The 21,678-nt window shown below is 63.0% G+C and carries 18 protein-coding genes and 1 riboswitch; of the genes, 5 read left to right on the plus strand and 13 right to left on the minus strand.

All coding sequences use genetic code 11. The features are described from left to right. Positions 1-114: 114 nt before the first annotated feature. Positions 115-597 (minus strand): glutathione peroxidase, encoded by a 483-nt coding sequence (locus C2H86_RS07700; protein WP_159412091.1) that lies wholly within the window; start codon positions 595-597, stop codon positions 115-117. Positions 598-743: 146 nt separating this feature from the next. Further along, on the minus strand, positions 744-1,229 hold the full coding sequence (locus C2H86_RS07705; protein ID WP_027918346.1) for an FKBP-type peptidyl-prolyl cis-trans isomerase: 486 nt from the start codon (positions 1,227-1,229) through the stop codon (positions 744-746). On the opposite strand from C2H86_RS07705, the gene C2H86_RS07710 reads away from it, so the two are divergent. Together C2H86_RS07710 and pta are read left to right on the plus strand one after the other, a co-directional pair. Further along, on the plus strand, positions 1,228-1,530 hold the full coding sequence (locus tag C2H86_RS07710) for a DUF3565 domain-containing protein (protein ID WP_159412092.1): 303 nt from the start codon (positions 1,228-1,230) through the stop codon (positions 1,528-1,530). The genes C2H86_RS07705 and C2H86_RS07710 overlap by 2 nt on opposite strands. A 31-nt stretch (positions 1,531-1,561) precedes the next feature. After that, positions 1,562-3,649 carry a phosphate acetyltransferase gene (gene pta / locus C2H86_RS07715; protein WP_159412093.1) on the plus strand — a complete coding sequence of 696 codons (2,088 nt, stop codon included), beginning with the start codon at positions 1,562-1,564 and terminating at the stop codon, positions 3,647-3,649. Between the two features lie 59 nt (positions 3,650-3,708). On the opposite strand, the gene C2H86_RS07720 is transcribed toward pta, so the two are convergent. The 9 genes from C2H86_RS07720 to C2H86_RS07755 form a co-directional block, all read right to left on the minus strand. Then, complete coding sequence (locus tag C2H86_RS07720; protein WP_159412094.1) at positions 3,709-4,434, minus strand: OmpA family protein; 726 nt, start codon at positions 4,432-4,434, stop codon at positions 3,709-3,711. A 109-nt stretch (positions 4,435-4,543) separates the two neighbouring features. Further along, a complete protein-coding gene (locus C2H86_RS07725) occupies positions 4,544-5,188 on the minus strand; it encodes an MBL fold metallo-hydrolase (RefSeq protein ID WP_159412095.1) in 645 nt (214 codons plus the stop codon). A 44-nt stretch (positions 5,189-5,232) separates the two neighbouring features. Continuing rightward, positions 5,233-5,403 (minus strand): hypothetical protein, encoded by a 171-nt coding sequence (locus C2H86_RS28175; RefSeq protein ID WP_205524598.1) that lies wholly within the window; start codon positions 5,401-5,403, stop codon positions 5,233-5,235. Between the two features lie 961 nt (positions 5,404-6,364). Next, positions 6,365-7,057, minus strand: a complete 693-nt coding sequence (locus C2H86_RS07730; protein WP_159412096.1) for a sensor histidine kinase — start codon at positions 7,055-7,057, stop codon at positions 6,365-6,367. Then, positions 7,054-8,661, minus strand: coding sequence for a tetratricopeptide repeat-containing response regulator (locus C2H86_RS07735; protein WP_159412097.1), 1,608 nt, complete (start codon positions 8,659-8,661; stop codon positions 7,054-7,056). Before C2H86_RS07735 ends, C2H86_RS07730 begins: the two co-directional genes overlap by 4 nt. Positions 8,662-8,836: 175 nt before the next feature. Further along, positions 8,837-11,554 (minus strand): LuxR C-terminal-related transcriptional regulator, encoded by a 2,718-nt coding sequence (locus C2H86_RS07740; RefSeq protein ID WP_159412098.1) that lies wholly within the window; start codon positions 11,552-11,554, stop codon positions 8,837-8,839. A gap of 252 nt (positions 11,555-11,806) precedes the next feature. Further along, positions 11,807-13,171: a DUF1329 domain-containing protein gene (locus C2H86_RS07745; protein WP_103445685.1), complete on the minus strand. Its 1,365-nt coding sequence runs from the start codon at positions 13,169-13,171 to the stop codon at positions 11,807-11,809. Positions 13,172-13,196: 25 nt separating this feature from the next. Continuing rightward, complete coding sequence (locus C2H86_RS07750) at positions 13,197-15,083, minus strand: DUF1302 domain-containing protein (RefSeq protein WP_159412099.1); 1,887 nt, start codon at positions 15,081-15,083, stop codon at positions 13,197-13,199. Between the two features lie 329 nt (positions 15,084-15,412). Continuing rightward, positions 15,413-17,095 (minus strand): fatty acid--CoA ligase, encoded by a 1,683-nt coding sequence (locus C2H86_RS07755; RefSeq protein WP_159412100.1) that lies wholly within the window; start codon positions 17,093-17,095, stop codon positions 15,413-15,415. A 163-nt stretch (positions 17,096-17,258) separates the two neighbouring features. Here C2H86_RS07755 and C2H86_RS07760 point away from each other — a divergent pair, with 163 nt between their 5' ends. The 3 genes from C2H86_RS07760 (at position 17,259) to C2H86_RS07770 (ending at position 20,120) form a co-directional block, all read left to right on the plus strand. Next, positions 17,259-18,224 carry a 2-hydroxyacid dehydrogenase gene (locus tag C2H86_RS07760; protein ID WP_159412101.1) on the plus strand — a complete coding sequence of 322 codons (966 nt, stop codon included), beginning with the start codon at positions 17,259-17,261 and terminating at the stop codon, positions 18,222-18,224. Positions 18,225-18,288: 64 nt separating this feature from the next. Beyond that, the gene (locus C2H86_RS07765) at positions 18,289-19,284 is read left to right on the plus strand and encodes a class I SAM-dependent methyltransferase (RefSeq protein ID WP_159412102.1); all 996 of its coding nucleotides are present in this window, start codon (positions 18,289-18,291) and stop codon (positions 19,282-19,284) included. A 41-nt stretch (positions 19,285-19,325) separates the two neighbouring features. After that, positions 19,326-19,448, plus strand: a riboswitch (yybP-ykoY riboswitch). A 90-nt stretch (positions 19,449-19,538) separates the two neighbouring features. Next, positions 19,539-20,120 carry a TMEM165/GDT1 family protein gene (locus C2H86_RS07770; RefSeq protein WP_205524617.1) on the plus strand — a complete coding sequence of 194 codons (582 nt, stop codon included), beginning with the start codon at positions 19,539-19,541 and terminating at the stop codon, positions 20,118-20,120. A 32-nt stretch (positions 20,121-20,152) separates the two neighbouring features. Here the strand turns inward: C2H86_RS07770 and C2H86_RS07775 are convergent, their stop codons facing one another. Next, on the minus strand, positions 20,153-20,968 hold the full coding sequence (locus C2H86_RS07775; protein ID WP_159412104.1) for a M48 family metallopeptidase: 816 nt from the start codon (positions 20,966-20,968) through the stop codon (positions 20,153-20,155). 79 nt (positions 20,969-21,047) lie between these two features. Further along, a complete protein-coding gene (locus C2H86_RS07780; protein WP_159412105.1) occupies positions 21,048-21,668 on the minus strand; it encodes an SOS response-associated peptidase in 621 nt (206 codons plus the stop codon). Positions 21,669-21,678 lie beyond the last annotated feature (10 nt).

Raw genomic sequence — 21,678 nt, forward strand, 5'->3', positions numbered from 1 at the left:
CGTCTGGGGTAGGAAATGCGCCTGAGGTTAGGGTGTGCGAGAGGCTGGGCCCAGCATTATTGATTTGAGTGATTCTGGTACATCGCCGGGGCCGCTTCGCGCCCCGGCAAAAGATCAATTCAAGGCTTTTTCGATGGCCTGAACCACCGTTGGATCGTCAGGAGCGGTACGCGGGGCAAAGCGCGCGAGGACCCGGCCGTCCTTGCCCACCAGAAACTTCTCGAAGTTCCAGGTTATGTCCCCAGGGAATTCCGCCCCCTCGCCCGCCAGCAGACGGTACAACTGGTGACGCTCATGGCCATTGACCTCCAGCTTGGCTCCCAGTGGGAAGCTGACGCCATAGTTGAGGCGGCAGAACTCCTGAATCTCCTTCTCACTGCCCGGCTCCTGGCCAGCAAACTGGTTGCAGGGCAGGCCCAGCACATTGAAGCCCTTGCCCTTGAATTGCTGATGGAGCTTTTCCAGCGAAGCATACTGCGGTGTCAGGCCACACTTGGAGGCGACATTGACCACCAGCACCACCTGGCCCTTGAACGGTGCCAGGGGCAGGTCCTCGCCGTTCAGCGCCTTCAACGTCAGGTCGTGAAATGCACTCATGATGAATCCCCTCTCAGGTTCCCGGTTGCCGCTGGGGGCAAATTGCGCCCACTAAAAAGGCGCTCTTCCAAGCCGCGCACCTCCCGCTGGGGAGGCATGCCGGCTTGTCCGAGCGCCTGGCGACTTTCTGAGCTTAGCGCAGAAAATCAGTGGTGATGGCCACCTTCACCGTGGATGTGACGGTGAGCGATTTCTTCTTCGCTGGCGTCACGCACGTCGACAACCTTGACCTTGAAGTTCAGGCGCTGGCCAGCCAGAGGGTGGTTGCCGTCGACAGTGATGTCGTCGCCGTCGATGTCGCGGATGGTGACGATCTGCATCTGGCCGTCCGGCGCCGAAGCGTGGAACTGCATGCCGACTTCCAGTTGGTCGACGCCTTCGAACAGGCTGCGATTCAGGGTGCTGACCAGCTCGGCCAGGTATTCGCCGTAGGCGTCTTCCGGCTCGATGGCAACTTCCAGCTCGTCACCGGCTTGCTTGCCTTCCAGAGCTTTTTCCAGGCCCGGGATGATGTTGGCGGCACCGTGCAGGTAAACCAGCGGCGCACCGCCGGCGGAGCTGTCGATGGTCTCCCCGGCGTCGTTGGTCAGGGTATAGTCGATGGAGACAGCCTTGTTGGCGGCGATCAGCATGGGGCAAGACCTTTTGCAAAAGTATGTAGAACTGACAAGTGTAACCAAGGCATCGCCTGAATGCGACCGCAGCGCGGACGAGGGGCGACCCATCAGTCGGATCACCGGCTTCCACCAGGACGAAGAAGGCCACTGGGTGGTCGAGCTGTCCTGCGGCCACACCCAGCACCTGCGCCACCAGCCACCGTGGCAGGCACGCCCGTGGGTGCTCGACGCCGAACAGCGCGCCGAGCGCATCGGCCAACCATTCGCTTGCGGCTGGTGCGCACAAGGGGCCGATAGCGCTACCCTTGGCCGTTGATTCCTTGCACCGCTTATTTCGAGAAGCACGCATGCAGACATTTTTCATTGCGCCGACCGACTTTGGTGTCGGCCTGACCTCCATCAGCCTGGGCCTGGTCCGCACCCTGGAACGGGCCGGGCTGAAGGTCGGCTTTTTCAAGCCGATCGCCCAGCCTCATCCCGGCGACACCGGCCCGGAGCGTTCCACCGAACTGGTCGCCCGTACCCACGGCATCAAGCCACCGGTGCCACTGAGCCTGGCCCATGTCGAGCGCATGCTTGGCGATGGCCAGCTGGACGAATTGCTCGAAGAAATCATCCGCCTGTACCAGCAAGCCTGCGTCGGTAATGACGTGGTGGTGGTCGAGGGCATGGTGCCGACTCGCCACGCCAGCTACGCCGCACGGGTCAACCTGCACCTGGCCAAGAGCCTGGATGCCGAAGTGATCCTGGTTTCCGCCCCGGAAAACGAAGTGCTCAGCGAGCTGTCCGGGCGGGTCGAACTGCAGGCCCAGCTGTTCGGCGGCCCGCGCGACCCGAAAGTGCTGGGGGTGATCCTCAACAAGGTGCGCACCGACGAGAGCATGGCCGACTTCGCCACCCGCCTGCGCGAGCATTCGCCACTGCTGCGCGGCAACGACTTCCGCCTGCTCGGCTGTATTCCCTACCAGCCCGAGCTGAACGCCCCACGCACCCGTGACGTGGCCGAACTGCTCGGCGCCCAGGTGCTCAACGCCGGCGACTACGAGCAGCGGCGGATGAACAAGATCATCATCTGCGCCCGCACCGTGGCCAATACGGTACCGCTGCTGACCCCGGGCACCCTGGTGGTGACCCCGGGCGATCGCGACGACATCATCCTCGCCGTGAGCCTGGCCGCAATCAACGGCGTGCCCCTGGCTGGCCTGCTGCTGACCAGCGACAGCAAGCCTGATGCTCGCATCCTTGGTCTTTGCCGTGGTGCCCTGCAGGCCGGCCTGCCGATTCTGTCGGTAAGCACCGGCTCCTACGACACCGCCAACCTGCTCAACTCGCTGAACCGCGAAATCCCGGTGGATGACCGTGATCGGGCCGAATTCATCACCGACTTCGTCGCCAGCCACCTGGACGCCGCCTGGTTACACCAGCGCTGCGGCACGCCACGGGAAATGCGCCTGTCGCCAGCGGTATTCCGTTACCAGCTGATCCAGCGGGCGCAGCAGGCCAACAAGCGCATCGTCCTGCCGGAGGGCGCCGAGCCGCTGCTGGTGCAGGCCGCGGCAATCTGCCAGGCGCGCGGCATCGCCCGTTGCGTGCTGTTGGCCAAGCCCGAAGCAGTCGAAGCCGTGGCCCGTGCACAGGGCATTACCCTGCCCTCGGACCTGGAGATTCTCGACCCAGAACTGATTCGCGGGCGCTATGTCGAGCCAATGGTCAACCTGCGCAAGAGCAAGAACCTCAACGCGCCCATGGCCGAGCAGCAGCTGGAAGACCCGGTGGTGATCGGCACCATGATGCTGGCCCTGGATGAGGTCGATGGCCTGGTCTCGGGCCTGGTGCACTCCACCGCCAACACCATCCGCCCGGCGCTGCAACTGATCAAGACCGCGCCCGGCGCCAGCCTGGTGTCGTCGGTGTTCTTCATGCTGTTCCCCGAGCAGGTGCTGGTGTACGGCGACTGCGTGATGAACCCGCACCCCAGCGCCAGCGAACTGGCCGAGATCGCCCGGCAGAGCGCCGAGTCGGCGCAGGCCTTCGGCATCGCGCCACGGGTGGCGATGATCAGCTACTCGAGCGATTCGGCCAGTGACGAGGAAGTAGAAAAAGTGCGCGAAGCCACGCGCCTGGCACAGGCGGCAGAGCAAGGGCTGCTGATCGACGGGCCGCTGCAGTACGACGCCGCTGCCAACCCGCAGGTCGCTCGCCAGCTGGCCCCTGAGAGCCAGGTGGCCGGCCGGGCGACGGTGTTCGTGTTCCCTGACCTGAACACTGGCAACACCACCCACAAGGCGGTGCAGCGCAGTACCGATGGGGTCAGCCTGGGGCCAATGCTGCAGGGGTTGCGCAAGCCGGTGAACGACTTGCCGCGAGGGGCGCAGGTGGACGATATCGTCCATACCATCGCCCTTACTGCTATTCAGGCCAGCAGCATCCGCTGAAATGAAAAAGGGCAGGCCGTTACCGGCCTGCCCTTTTTCATTGCGCCGTGCTGAACGGCTTAGGGGTACTGCTGAACCTGGCCTTGCTGCTGGTCATACTGCTGGCCTGGAATAGGCTTCAGGTTGACCTCTACACGGCGGTTCTGTGCGCGGCCATTGGCGTCGGCGTTGCTGGCGATCGGCTGGTCCGGGCCCATGCCACGAACCGAAACACGCGAAGCGTCCACGCCCTGCGAAGTCAGGTAGGTGCTGACGGCCTGAGCGCGGCGCTGCGACAGGTCCATGTTGTGCTGGCGGCTGCCGGTGCTGTCGGTGAAGCCCACCACTTCGATGGTGTTCTGGTTGAACGACTTGAACGAGTTGGCCAGGTTGTTCAGCGGGCTGTAGAAGCTCGGCGAAATGTTGGCCGAGTCAGTGGCGAAGGTGATGTTGCCCGGCATGATCAGTTTGATCTGGTCGCCCTGGCGCTGAACTTCAACGCCAGTGTTAGCCATTTTCGCGCGCAGCTCGGCTTCTTGCTTATCGGCGTAGTAGCCATAACCGGCAGCGGCAGCACCGACTGCGGCGGCACCGATCAGTGCGCCCTTGCCACGGTTGTTGTGGTTGATGGCGGCACCGGCAACAGCACCGGCCAGCGCGCCCAGGCCGCCGTACTTGGCGGTCTTGCTCATCCCCGAGGACTCACCCTGAGCCTGGCCTTGGCTGTCATAAGGATTCTGCCCGGCGCAGCCAGTCATCAGGGCGGCAACGGTTGCGACGATAATCAGACGACGCATGGTGAACATGGACAAGCTCCTACAAAAATTCGTGTGTTCGGCAGATCGCAAAGGGATCTATGCCAGGCATAGATCGCTAGGATACGGAAAAATTCCATGAAAGGCTTTTCATCCAGGCTCAAGCCCGCACGAACGGGTTCTCGCGCATCTCGTCGCCGAGGCGTGTATCCGGCCCGTGGCCAGTGACCACGATGGCATCTTCGTCCAGGCGATACAGCCGCTCCTTGATCGAGCGAACGATGGCGCGCTGGTCACCGCCCCACAGGTCGGTACGGCCGATGCCGCGACGGAACAGGGTGTCGCCAGCGATCAGCAGCTTGGCATCGGAGAACCAGAAACTCATCGAGCCTGGCGTGTGCCCAGGCGTGTGAAGGGCCACGCCACAACCGCAGGCGAGCTCCTCGTCATCGCCCAGCCAACGGTCTGGCGACGGTACCGGAGTAAAGGGCACGCCGAACATCTGGCATTGCATTTCCAGGTTGTCCCACAGCGGCTGGTCCTGCTTGTGCAGGTGCAAGGTAGCGCCAGTGAGCTCCTTGAGCTTGCCCGAAGCGAGGAAATGGTCGAAGTGCGCGTGGGTGTGGATGATGCTCACCAGCGTCAGGCCATGGGCCTGCAGACGGGCGAGGATCTTGTCCGGGTCACCGCCTGGGTCGACGACGATGGCCTTCTTGCTGACCGGGTCACCGATCAGGGTGCAGTTGCACTGCAAGGGGCCTACAGGGAAAGTTTCGCGGACGAGGGTGGTGGGGGCAGCGCTCATGGGTTTCTCGATCTGATGAGTGCGCCGCCGCAACTTGAGGCATGTCAGGCTTGAGGGCCGGCCAGCGGACCCGCCGGCTCCAGTGCCTCACCCCTGGCTTTGGCGACTTGAAGAAAACGCAGCTGATTCACGGAGATCTGGCCTGCCAGTCGTCGTGCCTCAGCCTCGAATTTGGCTACGGCTATCGGCTTTTCACGGCTCTTTTCGGATCGCATGATTTCCTCCATAGCTTCGCTAACACTGTCTCGATGTTATTAAGGTTCAACCCGGATCACAAGCCGACCATCCTCCATACTGCTGAAGCCCAACGCTTCGTATAGGGGTCTGGCAGCAGTGACAGGATCCTGTATCTCAATCTCGCGGCAACCTAGCATACGTGCGTAAAAATCTATGGCTGTGAGTGCGAGAGAGGCGATTTCGCCCTTCAACGGGTGACTCTTGTCTGGGTTGCTCTCCAACAGAATGACTTTGATACACAAGCGGCTTTTTCGTGGGCTCGCGTAGCAAAGACCACAAAGGTCTGCCCCATACCAGATGGAAACGTCAAAACCCTTGAGGTCGCTTGCCTTCCAGGTGCAAACCTCTTCCCACGGAAAAGTACTGGCCTCCTCTCCCCAGCCTAAACAAGTGGATATCGCCTCCGAGGTAATAGGCTCTATGCGCACCTGATCCGCCTCAAGCCCTTCTCTCAAAAATCCGTCCTGACTGATGCACTCGCACGAAAGTGCCCTGGCTTGAGAGCGAAATACCTGGTAACGAAGATCATTGTGTCGCCTCCTCATACCCGTCCCCTCGCGAACCGACTCAGATCTCACGGCCGATGGAAGGCATTCGCTTCCAACTCTCAACCTCCTTTGATTGAGGAGCATCAAATTGGCATTGCTCTAAAAGGGAGGCGAGTTCGTAACGGCGGACTTCCCCCTTGCCGGAATAGGACTTAACCGGATGAAAGGGGGATAGCCGAAGAGGTGTGAGGCGGATGAATTTGTCCACAAGGCGCTCGCAGAGTGAGTAATGGAGGCGCGATTACTATCATTGCGAAAACCAAGAAAAAAGGGCCCAACGGCCCCATTATCGTGTTTTAGACTCATCCCACAAGGCGCTAGGAATATTTACCTGCCCATCGTCAGCTTGGATTTCAATTCATTACAAAGTTCAATGCAGGGATCTAACCGCTTACGGCAAATACAACCTGAACAACCCACCCCCAAGCGCCCCACCGTTGGCAATCTCGATCCGCCCGCGCACGCCGTTTCGCTCATGCAATGCCGCAATCCGCGCCGCGAAATACAACCCGAGCCCGGTGCTGCCACTCTGCGAGTCGATACCCTGCACGTAATCCTGCTGGCGCTCGAGCATCCGCGCCGGGTAACCCGGGCCGTCGTCGTTGACGCTGATGATCAGGTGCTCGTCTTCCTCGCCGATGCTGACCAGCAGCGCATGGCCGGCATAGCGGGTGGCGTTGGTGATCACGTTGGCGATCACCGAAGCCACCAGTTCGCGGTCGAAGAAGCCCAGCGGGTTGTCAGTCTCGACACGCCAGGTCGCGAGGATGTCGTTGTGCTGCAGCACTTCCTGATGGGCCGCCAGTTGCGCTTCGATGAAGTCATCCAGCTCGTGGTAGTCGGGGCATACCGGCAGCTGATTCACCCCCAGTTTGTACAGCCCCAGCAACTGCACCAGCATGCCGTTGAGATGACGGAACTCATGCTCGATCACGCCCTGCTCAGTACCGCTGCGCCACTCTTCAGGCAGCCGTGCCATCCACTGGTCATGGGACTGGATCAGCGCTGACAGCGAGTTCTTCAGGTCATGCACGGTGGAGGCGATCACCGTGGAAAAATCCAGCCCCTGGTTATCCTGGCTCATGCGCCGAAGACCTTGATGTGCAGTTTGCGGTAGCGGTCGTAGCGGCTGTCGCTGGTCGGGATACCGGCCACGCGGGTCAGGCAGTCGCGGCATTCCTGCTGGATCGCTGGGGGTGTCACCTCGCCACCGAGGCGCAGCAAGGCCTGCGCCGTATTGAGCGCGATACTGATGTTTTTCGGTTGCAGCGACAGAGCCTTGCGGAACATCTGCAAGGCCTCGTTGAGTTGACCGGCCTGGTAGCTGCGCACGCCCTGGCGGTTGAGGTCGACCGCTTCGGTGACCGCGCCCAGTACGGCTGGGTCGTCAGTCAGTTTGGCCACGCTTTGCATGACCTTGGGGTCATCGCCGTAGGTTTCCACGCACCCCTTGAGGATGCTGCCGCCGGCCGCTTCCTGGCCCAGCGACTGCAGTTGCCTGGCCACGGTCAAGGCGGCCTCGACCGAGAAGAACTGGTCCATCTTCTCCAGCCGCTGCATGGCCTGCTCGGTGAGCTTGGCGGCGGTCTCGGGGTCGCCCGCCTGCTGCAGGCTGGCGGCCTTCATCAGCCGGGCGCGCACTTGCAGGCCCTGGTCTTCGAGGTTGTCCTTGGCCACTTCGCTGAGCACGGTGTTTATCTCGACCCGGGCGCGGGCATCCAGGCCGAAGCCGGCGTTCTTGCTCATCAACGCCTGGACCAGCCCAAGGTTGCTTTCGGCGTCCTTGTAACGCGAACTCTGGCCCTGGTTCACCGCATGGCGGAAGGCTTTGGAGGCGCTTTCGTAGTCCTCGTTATCCAGCGCCAACTTGCCCAGGGCGGCCTGTCGGCGCACTGCCAGGGGCGACAAGCGCACCGCTTCTTCGAGCATGCCCTGGGCACGCTTGGTTTCGCCTTGAGCGACCAGCACTTCGGCCATGCCATCGTACAGCCCGGGCATGATCGGGAATGCCTTGAGCGCCTGCTCATAGACACCCTGGGCCTGGGCGTTCTGCCCGCGCTTGTGCATCAGGCTGCCGAGTGCCGAATACACCCAAGGTTGCGGGCGGCTGGCGAGGATGCTCTTGAGAAACTTCTCTAGCTCATCGAAGCGGTTGAGGTCACGCAGTGCGTCGGCGCGATAGCGCAGGCACAACGGCGCGAAACGCGGGTCCTTCTTGCACAGCTCGGCACACGCCACCAGCACTTCGGCCGGGCGACCACGGTCGAGCGCCTGCAGAATCGGCTTGAGCAGGGTCTTGCGCTGGGTCAGTTTGTCCAGGCGCTGAGCCAGGCCCACGCGGTTGAACGGCTTGGTCAGGTAGGCATCCGGCTCGTGCTCCAGGGCACTGAGCACGATGGCCTGGCTGCTCTCGGCCGTGACCATGATGAACACGCACTCATGGCTGATCAGCTTGTCGAGGATCAGGTCTTCAAGGACCTGCTGGCCGTTCTTCTTGCCGTCACCGAGGTGGAAGTCCTGGAGGACATAGTCGTAGCGCTTCTGCCCGCACATGCGCAGGGCCTGCTCACCACTGTCTGCGGTGTCCACATCGCGCACGCCCAGTTCGCGCAGCATGGAACGGGTCGACGTGCGAAAGTCGGTGAAGTCGTCGACGATCAGAAAGCTCTTTTGCCCGTACTGCAGCATCAACACGACCTGTATTGGGTGGATGGGTGGATGGCGCGAGGCGATGCATACCGCCGAAACTTGTATCGGCAGCCGGTCAGGAAAGATGAGGGTGGAGAATGCAGCGCACTCACTCGCTAACGGCACAATGGCTTTGCGCCATCATTTTACAGTGCCATGCACCTTGCGACCAGCTTCAGGCCAGCAATCCCAAGGACTTGGCCCGGGCCACTGCCTGGGTGCGACGTTCCACCCCCAGTTTGCTGTTGATATGGCTGGCATGGGTCTTGACGGTATGCAGGGAGATGAACAGCCGCTCGCTGATCTGCTGGTTGGAACAGCCCTGGGCGATCAGCTCGAGCACCGCCAGCTCGCGACCACTCAATGCTTCAGTGGCACTGCCTGTAAGTGCCACAGGTTCTGGCAGACGCGCCAGCAATTCGGCCTGGGCCTGGCAGGCTGGTTGCGCCAACAGTTGCTCACGCAGCCAAGAAGGGTGCAATTCGATCAGTCGCTGGAAAGGCTGTAACACCCCGCCCCGGGCTGCGCTCAACGCCATGGGTAACAGCTGCGCTGCCTGTGCTTCACGCCCTTCGCTCAACAACAGGTCGACCCACTGCGACAGTGCGTGCAGGGTGAGCATCATGCCGCCACTGGCCTGGCCACGTTCGGCCAGGGCACACAGGCGCGCCACGGCGTCTTCACTGCGCTGCTGCACACGCTCAAGCAGGGCCTGCTGCAGTTCGATATGTAACGGCAGCAAAGGGTGGAACTCTGGCGCCGCCGCAGGATGCTCGCCGCCGTAGGTCTGCCCCAGGCGCAACAACCAGGACTCGGCCAGGTCGATACGCCCCTGCGCGAGCCACAGCTCGCACTTCACCAGGGTGATCATTGCCAGGTAGAAGATCGGTGGCACATCCCAGATGTGCATCAGCCGCTCCGCCTCGGCCAGTTCGGCGAACGCCTCGGCATATTGGCCCTCACGGCCATCGAGCGAAGCAATCACGCAATGGCCGATCAACACGCTTATGTCACGGCAGGCGCGCGCCTCGCCTAGCCCTGCGCGCAAACGCGCGCGCCCTTGAGCGGGTTGCAGGCGCGCCACCAGCAGGTAGCCTTCGTACAGGGTCAGCCGCGCCCGCACCGCGTACAGTCGCTGGGCCGACAACCCCTGCAGGCGTTGCAACCCCTGACGTACTTCATCCAGCGCTCGCAAAACCTCGCCGCGGGCATGCAGCACCCGCGCACGATCGTAATGCGCCAGCGCTTCGAACAATGGGTTGCCGACACGCTGCGCCAGCTCCAGCGCTTCGCGGTTCCAGCCACGGGCACGCCAGAAGTCGCCGTCGGCAATGGCCAGGTTGGACAGCGTCGACAGGCACACCAGGCGTTGACCATAGCGCTTGCTCGGCAAGCTCTGCAGCGCTTCGCCGCAATAGGCCAAGGTCTGTTCGCGGTCACCCCGGCCACGGGCAATGACCCCGCTCAGAGCCAGCCACTGCGCCAGCATCGACTTCTGGGCAGTGGCTGAAGGCGCGGGCAGGAAGCGACTGAGGTAACCGGCCAGCTCCTCTGCGGCATCCAGCTGGCAGGCCAGGCCCAGCGCCCAGCTGTACAGCACGATCAACCGCGGCGTGCTGATCAGCAGGCTGTCGGGCAGGTCCATCTTCCAGCGCAACAGCATGCCGACGTTCTGCTCAGCCAGCAGTTGTTCTTCGGACAGGCTTTGCACCAGGTCGGCTGCAACATCGAGGTGGCCGGCACGCAATGCCTGTTCCACCGCCTCGTCGAGCAACCCCTGGGCCTGGAACCAGCGGCAGGCACGCAGGTGCAGGCGCGCCAACGGTTCGCTGGACTGGCGGCTGCGCAGCAAGTCAGAGAACAGATGATGGTAGCGATACCAGTGGCCATGCTCGTCCAGCGGCACCAGAAACACCTGATGCGCCTGCAGATAACGCAGGATCGCGTCACTGTCGTGACGTTCACGCAGCGCATCGCACAGCGCCGCGCAGAAGCGCTCCTGGCAGGCCGTGTCGAACAGAAACGCCTGCACGTCCGCCGGCAGCATCTCGATGACTTCTTCCAGCAGGTAGTCACGGATCAGCCCTTCACCACCGTGCAGGGCCTGGGGCAAGGCATGCTCGTCACCGGTTTCGCTGGCTGCCAACTGCCAGAAGCGTAACCCAGCCACCCAGCCATCGCTGCGTAGAATCAGGTTGTCCAGCGCCTGACCGCGCAGCCCCGTGGGCTGGCGGCCGATCACCGCCAGTGATTCGTCCGCTGTCAGGCGCAGATCCTGCTCACCAAGCTCGACCAGCTGACGTGACAGGCGCAGCCGCGCCAGGTGCCAGTCCGGGCGCTGGCGGCTGGTCACCAGCAGTATCAGGCCTGCGGGCAAGTGATTGAGGAAGAACTGCAGGCAGCGATCAAGTACCGGCCCCTGGGCCAAGTGGTAGTCGTCCAACACCAGCAGCAAAGGCGTATCGGCCTGGAGGTAGAGCGCCAACTCGTCGAGCAAGCTGTCGATCCACTCTTCGAACGCAAAGGGTTGGTGACGCTGGCGCATCTTCAGCAGGCCCATGGCCTGCCCCCCCAAAGCCGGGCAGTACTGCTGCAGCCCTTCGAGCAGGCGCTCGAGGAAGCGGCCGGGGTCGGCATCCCGTTGGCTCAGGCCGAGCCAGAGGCTGCGCCAATGGCTCGGCAGCGACTCGCAGAATTCGATGGCCAGGGAGCTTTTGCCGAAGCCGGCAGGGGCGTTGACCAGCAGCAGGCGCCCGCCAAGGCCGCCCTGCAAACGCTGACACAAACGGACACGCGGCACGTGGCCGTCCGGTTGTGGCGGCCGGAAGAAGCGCCCGTCCAGCAGGCCCAGGGCCTGGCTGGCGAATCCATGCGTACGGGACAGATCTGTCATGGCCGGCTCGTTCTGTTGGGAAGACTACGGCGATACGGATGCTTGCGAGACTAGCGGGTAATGCAACGCATTTGAAGACGATGGAAGCCATTGCCCCGGAAAAGACTGCGACAAAAAGCAACATGGCTGATGGACAGTGGCTGGCGCGGGGCTTTGGCGAGGTATTCATCGGCCTTATCGGCCGTGCAAACAGAAACGCCCCGGTATACCGGGGCGTTCTGGGAGGGTCACACGGAGTTGCAGGTTTTCAGCTTAGCGAATACCCGACTGGCGCAAGGCGGCTGGCTGGAAATCGGCCTTGCTGGCACTGAAGCCGAAGTCGTAGGCACGCTTCTCTTCGTTCTTCATGCCCAGGGCCAGGTAGCGGCCCGACTGCAGGTCGTAGATGGCTTCAAGGGTGTACCACGGCACCTGCACGTTGTAATACGGCTGGGCATGCGCCTCGGACACGCGCCACAGCTGGCCGCGGCCGTCATACTGGTCGATCACCGCAGCTTGCCAGGTGTCCTCGTCGATGTAGAAGTCACGCTTGGCGTAGATATGCCGCTGGCCCGGCTTCAGCGTCGCGACCACATGCCAGACCCGGCGCAGCTCGTAGCGGGTCAGGTCCTGGTTGATGTGCCCGGCCTTGAGGATGTCGGCGTACTTGAGCTTGGGGTCATCCAGCTTGAAGGCGTTGGAGGCGATGTACATCTCCTTCTTGCCTTCGAGCTTCCAGTCGTAGCGGTCCGGCGCGCCGTTGTACATGTCCAGGTTGTCCGAGGTACGCAGGCCATCGGCCGCGGTACCTGGGCCATCGTACGACACCTGCGGGGCCTGGCGCACACGGCGCTGGCCGGCGTTGTAGATCCATGCCTTGCGCGGCTCCTTGACCTGGTCGAGGGTCTCGTGCACCAGCAGCACGGTACCGGCCAGGCGTGCCGGCGCGGTCACCTCCTGCTTGAAGTAGAACAGGATGTTGCCCGGGTTGTTCGGGTCGTAATCCTTCATCCGGTCGCGGAACACGAACTGGTCCTGGAAGTACACCAGGCTGTACGACCCGTTCTGCTGCGGTGTGGCCTGGGTTACCAGGCGGGTGACGCTGCCGCCGCGGTAGCGGGTGATGTGGTTCCAGATCACTTCCAGGCCGCTTTTCGGGATCGGGAAAGGCACGGCAGTCTGGAAGTTGTTCAGGCCGTTGCCGCCTTCGACCAGGGTGGTCGCGGTGGCGTTCTTCTTGATCGCGGCGAACACATCGTCAGGCACCGTGGAGCCACGGTGGGTCTTGTAGACCGGGATCTTGAAGGTGTCCGGGTAGCGCTTGAGCATCGCCAGCTGGCCCGGCGAGAGCTTGTCCTTGTACTGATCGGCGTTCTGCGCGGTGATGGTCAACAGCGGCTTGTCACTGCCATAGGGGTCGGCAAGGAAGCCCTTGGCATCGACGCTGCCTGCGGTCTTCGACAGTGGCTCCCAGGGGCCGATCGAACCGTCCGCGTTGCCTGCCTTTTCCGCGCCCATCGGGGTCAGGGTGCTGCCAAGTTTTGCCGCTTCATCGGCGGATACCGCAGCCATGACGCTGGTCGCCAGCAGGGACAGGCCCAGTACACCGGCTTGCAGCAGACTTCTGGTCTTGTTCATCTCGTGTCGTCCTGGATCAATGTTCTTAGAAGTTCACGCCGAAGCTGAGGGCGACGAAGTCGCGATCATCCACGGTGCTGTACTTGCCGTCGAAGAAGTTGGTGTACGACAGGCTGGCGGTATAGGTGTTCTGGTACTCGGCATCCAGGCCCAGGCTGACGGCCTTGCGCCCTTCCTCGAAGTTGCCGCCAGGGCCCGGCGAGTAACCGGAGACGTCATGCGACCAGGCCACGTTGGGCTTGAGGTTGACCCCGGCGAACACGTCGTTGTAGTCCCAGATGACCCGGGCGCGGTAACCCCAGGAGGTGCTGGTGGTGTAGCCGTCGTTCTCGCACTTGCGGTTGAGGTTGGCGGTCGACGCACCGGCGCCGGCGCCAGCGATGGTGCTGGCGTTGAGCGCCTGGCAGGTGTCGGCGCCGCCGGTTGCGGGCAGCGGGCCAGGGCCGAATACCGGGTCACGACCGTAACGGGTATCGTGCGCGTTCTCCAGGCCACCCACATGGGTGACGCCCAGTTCACCGACCACGGTCATGCGGCTGGCGCCCATCACCTGGTCGAAGAAGTGCGTCAGGGTGGTCTGGAACTGGGTGATTTCCTTGCGGCGATAGCCGTGCAGGTCTTGGCCTGGAGTACCAGTGAGCAACGAGGCGTTGCTCAGCGCGCCACCAATCGGGCGGACACCGGCGAACAGGATATCGGTAGTGTTCAGCTGCACCGGCGCGTTCGGCCGGTAGCTGACCTCACCGCTCCAGGCGGTACCGGTAGGCAGCGTGGTGGAGAAGCTCAAGCCGTACAGGCGGATGTCTTCGGGGTACTCGACGAAGTACTTCGAATTGCCCGCCACGATCAGCGGCGCCAGTGCGCGCAGTTGCGGCGGCAACTGGCTGAGGCCGGCGAATACCGACGGTGAGGCGCCAGTGGCGCTGAAGATCGGCGCACGGCTGTGGTAGTTCATGAAGTAGGCGCCGAACTCGGTGTCGAGCGGTTCGAACATGTAGCGCATGGCCACACCGAACTGGCCGCTGTCACGGGCATCGCGGTCAGCACCACGCGCCACCATCACACCCTCTTCGTTGATGTTGACGCCGCGGGTGGCGAGAAATTGCTGTGCTGCTGCCGGCACCGTGCGGCTGCTGTTGAGCACGCGCAGGTTGTCGGTACAGCCGTCGGCGATGATGTCAGGTTGGGAGAAGAAGGTGCCGCAGTTGTCGACGACGGTCTGGTCCCACTCAAGCTGATAGAAGGCCTCGGCCGACAGGTTGTCGGTCAGGCTCTGCGAGATGTAGAACATGTTGACCGGGATCAGGCCTTCCTTGATCTCGGCGCCCGGGCGGCGGAACGCGGCCACATCGATCGGGTTGATCGAGTTGATGCCGCCGCCGATGAAGGTACTTTCACCCCAGCTCACCACCTGCTTGCCGAAGCGTACCGAACCCGGCTGATCGCCGATCGAGTAGTTGTGGTAGACAAAGGCATCGAGCAGCTCCGCGCCCGACGACTTGGCGCCCTCCTTGCGGCCCGAATCGCTGATGTCCTTGAACGGACGGCTTTCGTCCTTCAGCTCGAAGTCGTACCAGTACTTGCCACGTACGAACACACCGGTGTCGCCGTACTTGAGTTCAAGGTCATGGATACCTTTGAAGATCTTCGAGAAGGTTTCGCCTTTCTTGAAGTTCAGGTGGCCGTCGTCGGAGGTCTGCGACAGGCCCTTGCCGCCGTTGTTGACCCCGATCAGGTTCTTGTTGGGGTTGGCAGTGGACCAGCTGGCCCCGACGGAGAGCGACGAGTCGAACTGGCCTTCGATTTCACCAATGTTGAAACTGACAGCGAAAGCAGGACTTGCGAGCGTGGAAGCAAGGCTGACGGCCAAGGGCAGCTTGGCCCGGCGCCAGAACGGATTTGCAGATTTCATCGACGCTACTCCATGTACTTTATTGTTATGGCAGTGAGTCCTTTCAGAAACGGCCCGAGCGACCGGTGTGCAGGTTTGCCCTGCAGCGGCACGTCTTGCGCGTACCGCTCTCCCCCATTCCTGAAGATCCCCTGGCCCCGACTATAGCCAGCAGGCTCAGGTGCTTGATCCCTCTAAAGTGTGATTTGCGCACCCGCTACCAAATCGCCCCGGTGTTTCCCGGGTAGCGCATCGGCCGTGCTGAAGCATGGCCGATTTTTCTCGTTTGGCAAGGCCTGAAGCCGTCTAGAATGCGGGTCGCAAAACATCGCACGCGACCCGCAGCGGGGTTACAAGGTAGACAGGAAGGCGCTGTTACTGGCCTGCCACTGGACGATGTCCTGGCGGATACGCTTCTTGTCGATCTTGCCGACACTGGTCTTGGGAATTTCAGTAACAACGGCGATCTGGCTCGGAATGGCCCACTTGTTGATGTGCCCTTCCTCGACAAAAGGCTTGAGGTGTTCCTTGAGCGCCTTGGCGTCGATCGACTTGTCGTCACGCACCACCAGCAAGGCGAACGGGCGCTCGCCCCATTGCGGGTCGGCCACCCCGACCACCGCCACTTCGCGCACGGCCGGATGACGGCTGATCAGGTCCTCAAGGTCGAGCGAGGAGATCCACTCGCCGCCGGTCTTGATCACGTCCTTGATGCGGTCGCGGATATCGATGTAACCCATACCGTCGAGGGTGGCGACGTCACCGGTGTGCAGCCAGCCGCCGTGCCACAGCTCCTCGCTTTTTTCCGGCTCCTTGAAGTAACCCATGGTCAGCCACGGCGCACGCAGCACCAGTTCGCCCTGGGTCTCGCCATCGGCCGGGAGGAAGTTGCCCTCGCCATCGATGATCGCCGCTTCCACCAACGGCACCGGTACGCCGGCCTTGATGCGGTAGGTAACGCGCTCATCCTCGCTGCCGGCCTGCAGCTCGTCATTCAAGTGCGCGGCGGAAATCAGCGGGCAGGTTTCGGACATGCCGTAGGCGGCGGTCAGCTGGATACCACGGGCCAGTGCGGCTTTGTACAGCGAGCTGTTCAAGGCGCTGCCGCCGATGATGATCTTCCAGCCGCCGAAGTCCTGACCCTGGGCATTCGGGCAGTTGAGCAGCATCTGCAGGATGGTCGGCACACAGTGCGAGAAGGTGACCTTCTCTTCGCGCCACAGCTTGACCAGCATGTCCGGCTCGTAGCGCCCCGGGTAGACCTGCTTCATGCCGAGCATGGTGGCCGCGTAGGGGATGCCCCAGGCATGCACGTGGAACATCGGCGTGATGGGCATGTACACGTCGTTGCTGCCGAGCAGGCGCACGCTGTCGATGCTGCCGGTCACCGCGGCTTCGGCCAGGGTATGCAGCACCAGCTGGCGGTGGGTGAAGTAGACGCCCTTGGGGTTGCCCGTGGTGCCGGTGGTGTAGAAGGTGGTGGCCACCGAGTTCTCGTCGAAATCCGGGAAGTCGTAGCGCGGGCTGGCGGCCGCGAGCAGTTGCTCGTATTCGCCGACCAGGTTCGGCAAGTCGGCGGTCTTGTCCGGGCCATCGGTGATCAGCAGGGTCTTGTCGACCGTGGTCAGTTGCCCGGCGATGGCCTTGTAGAGGCCGACGAAATCGCTGTTGACCAGTACGAATCGGTCTTCGGCGTGGTTCATGGTGTAGAGGATCTGCTCGGGCGACAGGCGCACGTTGATGGTGTGCACCACCGCGCCGATCATCGGGATGGCGAACATACATTCCAGGTAACGGTGGCTGTCCCAGTCCATCACCGCCACGGTGTCACCGGCCTTGACCCCGGCTTCGGTCAGCACGTTGGCGAGGCGGGCGATACGCTCGTTGAGCTGTGGATACGTCAGGCGCAGCTGGTCGCGGTAGACGATCTCGCGGGTCTTTTCGTAGCGGCTGCCGGACATCAGCAGGCGCTTGATCAACAGAGGGAAGTTATAGGCGCCCTCGGCGGGCTTGATGATGCGGGTCTGCAACATGGTGATCCCTTTTCTGAAAAGCATGCCGAACAAGTCTGGATCTACTGTAGTAGCTCAATGTGACGGTCAAATCAGCCGAAGGAATGATTTGGCGACGCAAGGTATGAGTGGCATTGTGCGGGGAGATGGATCAACCCCTGCCCTGCCTCCGGAGCTTCCCGTGATGCCCAGCTTGCGCCGTGCCGTGTTTCTCGACCACCAATCCCTGGACCTTGGCGACCTCGACCTGTCGCCGTTGCAGCAGCAATTCGACGAATTCGAGCTGTTCGCCGCCACCCACCCGGAGCAGGTAGCCGAACGCCTGCAGGGCGCTGTGGCGGTGGTCAGCAACAAGGTCATGCTCGATGCCGCCGCACTGGCCGCCAACCCGCAGCTGAAGCTGATCCTGGTGGCCGCGACCGGAACCAACAATGTCGACCTGGCCGCTGCGCGCGCCCAGGGCATTACCGTCTGCAACTGCCAGGGCTATGGCACGCCGTCTGTGGCCCAGCACACCCTCGCCCTGCTGCTGGCCCTGGCCACGCGCCTGTGCGACTACAACCAGGCGGTGGCCGACGGCCAGTGGGCCAAGGCCAGCCAGTTCTGCCTGCTGGATTTCCCGATCGTCGAACTGGAAGGCAAGACCCTCGGCCTGCTCGGCCATGGCGAACTCGGTGGTGCAGTGGCACGGCTGGCCGAAGCCTTCGGCATGCGCGTGCTGAGCGGGCAGATCCCTGGCCGCCCGGCCCGTGACGATCGCCTGGCGCTGGACGAACTGCTGCCGCAGGTCGACGCGCTGACTCTGCACTGCCCGCTCAACGAGCACACCCGGCACATGATTGGTGCCCACGAACTGGCACTGCTGAAAAAAGGCGCACTGGTGGTCAACACCGCCCGTGGCGGCCTGATCGACGAGCAGGCCTTGGCCGACGCCTTGCGCAGCGGCCACCTGGGCGGTGCGGCCACCGATGTGCTGAGCGTCGAGCCGCCGGTCAACGGCAACCCGCTGCTAGAAAAGGGCATCCCGCGACTGCTGATCACCCCACATAGTGCCTGGGGCGCGGTGGAATCGCGCCAGCGCATCGTCGGCCAGCTCAGCGAAAACGCCAAGGCCTTCTTCGAAGGCCAGCCACGCCGCGTGGTCAGCTGAGCGCCAGCTCAGCCCCACGCCCGGCTCTGCTACACTGCGCCACTTTTTTCAGGAGGCGTCGTCCATGGACCCGCGCAGTGAAGTGTTGCTCCGCCAGGCAGAGCTGTTCCAGGGCCCGCTGCTGCTCGCCGGCGCCCCCGCCGACGGCCTGCTCGGGCAATTGCCCCAGGCCCATGGCTGGGCCTGGCATGCCGGTGACCAGGCCATGCTCGACAGCCGCTTCAGCGGGCGCAGCCACTACGGCGTCGACGTGCCGCCGGTCGATTTCGAGACGGCCGTGCTGTTCCTGCCCAAGTCCCGCGAGCTGGCGGCCTACCTGCTCAATGCCCTCGCTTCGCGCCTGGCGGGCCGCGAACTGTACCTGGTGGGTGAAAAGCGTGGCGGCATCGAAGGCGCGGCCAAACAGCTGCAGGCTTTCGGCAAGCCGCGCAAGCTGGACAGCGCGCGGCATTGCCAGCTGTGGCAGGTGACTGTGGACAACGCCCCGCAAGCCAAACCGCTGGAGAGCCTGGCCGAGCGCTTCACCCTCGAACTCGAAGATGGCCCACTGCAGGTTGTGAGCCTGCCGGGGGTATTCAGCCATGGCCGCCTCGACCGCGGCACTGCCCTGTTGCTCAAGCACCTGGACAACCTGCCGGTCGGCCATGTGCTCGACTTCGGCTGCGGCGCTGGCGTGCTCGGTGCCACGGTCAAGCGTCGTTATCCACAGAGCCGGGTCACCCTGCTGGATGTCGACGCCTTCGCCGTGGCAGCCAGCCGCCTGACCCTGGCGGCCAACAGCCTGGAAGGCGAAGTCATCAGCGGCGATGGCATTGATGCCGCGCCCGCCGACCTGAGCCTGATCCTGAGCAACCCACCGTTCCACACCGGGGTGCACACCAACTATCAGGCGTCGGAAAACCTGCTGAAAAAATCCGGCCAACATCTGCGAAAAGGTGGCGAAATGCGCCTTGTGGCTAATAGCTTCCTGCGCTACCAGCCACTGATCGAAGGTGCCCTGGGCAATTGCCAGACCTGTGCCGAGGCCGATGGCTTCCGCATCTATCGCGCCACACGCTGATAAAAACAGGGCTTGCCGAAAAGGTTTCGGCTAGGCAGAATCCGCTCCGTCCTAGGGGAGTAGTCTCCCGCGAGCGCCCTGCTCGCCCGGTACGCGTCAACATACTTGGCCCACAGGCCATGGCGCGTGCGACCCAGCGACCTGCACAGACAGGTCCTCGGTTTGACAAGACCTATGACACGCACACCTTACCCGGGGCGGGAAGGCTGTACGTGTCATAGCCGTGTCGACCCGCCCCCGTAGGAATCCTGATGCTGGAATCTCTGTTGATCCCCACCGCAATCGTTGCCTTGGCCGAAATCGGCGACAAGACGCAATTGCTCGCGCTCATCCTCGCCGCACGCTTCCGCAAGCCTTGGCCAATCATCGCCGGCATCATTGCCGCCACCTTGGCCAACCATGCCGCAGCCGGTGCCGTAGGTGCCTGGGTCGGCAGTTTCTTCACCGAGTCGGTGTTGCACTGGATTCTTGCCGCCAGCTTCACCGCCACCGCGCTGTGGACCCTGGTACCCGACAAGATGGACGATGACGAGAACCCGGCCCGCCGCTTTGGCCCGTTCCTGACCACGCTGATCGCCTTCTTCCTGGCTGAAATCGGTGACAAGACCCAGGTCGCTACGGTAATGCTGGCTGCCCAGTATCCACACCTGATCCTGGTCATCGTCGGGACGACCCTGGGCATGCTGATTGCCAATGTGCCGGTGGTGCTGGCGGGTAACTTCGCTGCGGAGAAACTGCCACTGACGCTGATTCGTCGCCTGGCAGCGACCGCGTTCTTCGTGCTGGCGATCGTGGCCGTGTACTCGGCGATGAAGACCAGTGGCTGGGTTGGGTAACGCGAAAGGGCCGCAAAGCGGCCCCATCGGTTTTACTTCTGGGCGGCTTCGTACAGCGGCATCACCTTCGGAATCGCCGCCTGCAACGAGGCGATCCGGCTGCTGGACGCCGGGTGAGTGCTCATGAACTCGGGCGGTGCACCTTCCGAAGCCTTGCTCATCTTGTTCCACAAGGTAATCGCGGCATTCGGGTCATAACCGGCACGCGCCGACAGCTCCAGGCCAATCAGGTCGGCTTCGTTCTCGTTGGCGCGGCTGTTGGGCAGGGTCATGGAGTAGTTCACCACGGCGTCGGCCAGCGCCATGCTGTCCTGGCCAAGGCCAAGCAATGCACCTGCGCCCTGGCGCGCCATCTGCACGCCATAGGCCTTGGACATCGCTTCACGGCTGTGCTCGCGCAAGGCGTGGGCGATTTCGTGGCCGACCACTGCGGCGATTTCCGCATCGGTGAGCTTGAGCTGGTCGATCAGCCCGGTGTACACGATGATCTTGCCGCCCGGCCCGCAGTTGGCATTGAGCTCGTCGCTCTTGATGACGTTGACTTCCCAGTTCCATTGCGCGGCATCGGGGCGGAACTTGGGTGCCTGGGCGATCAACCGGCTGGCGATGACCTGCACGCGCTTGGCATCGGCACTGGACTTGTCCAGCACGCCCTTGCTCGACGCCTCGCCGAGGGTCTGCTGGTACGACTGGGCGTACATCTGGTTGACCTCATCGGTCGAGAGCATGCTGAACATGTACTGCTGGCGCTCGACGCCGACAGCACCGCCACTGGTGGTATTCACCGCTTGGCAGCCGGCCAGCAGGATGCCAGCACTCAACAGGCTGACGACAAAAGACTTACGCATCGAAACACTCCCTTATTACATGCGCCGTATCCTAGGCTGAGTCGCCCGTAACCCGCCATAGCCACAGGGAAGATTTTACTCAAGCGGGGGTCAGGCACTCCGGCGCGTCCAGTTTCGGGTCGTTGACGAAGTTCGCCAGGGCCCGCTCGCGTAGCGTCGCTGGCGGGCTGGCGAGCAACTCGTGCAAGCGCGGCAACGGTGTGTCCGGGTCCAGCCAGGCGGCCCGACCGGCTTCGTCGAGAATCAGAGGCCGGCGCTGGTTCATCGCGGCCTGGGTCACCACTGCACAGCTCAACCACACCTGGTCCTGCACCGGGTAGGCCTCCCATACGGCGGCAAAATACAGCGAGGCGCCCTCCCCAGGCGTCAGCCAGTAAGGCCGTTTACGCACCGTGCCGCGCCACTCATAGAAACCGTTGGCCGGCATCAGGCAACGGCGCAGGCGAAACGCTTCGCGGAACATCGGCTGCTCGGCCAAGGTCTCGGCCCGGGCATGGGCGGGGGTGCGCGAAAGATCGGTGAGCCAGGCGGGGGTCAGCCCCCAACGCGCCTTGGCCAGCTGCTGCTGGCCGTCGAGCTGGCGCTGGATCAGCACCGAAGCACCGGGCGAGATATTCCATTGGGCCGGCTGGCCGGCAGGGAAGCCCGGCAGGCTGGCCAGCGCCTGGGGCCAGCGAAACAGGGCGTAACGTCCACACATGGGCGATTTA

This window comes from Pseudomonas putida (genome assembly GCF_009883635.2).
GTDB lineage: Bacteria > Pseudomonadota > Gammaproteobacteria > Pseudomonadales > Pseudomonadaceae > Aquipseudomonas > Aquipseudomonas putida_W.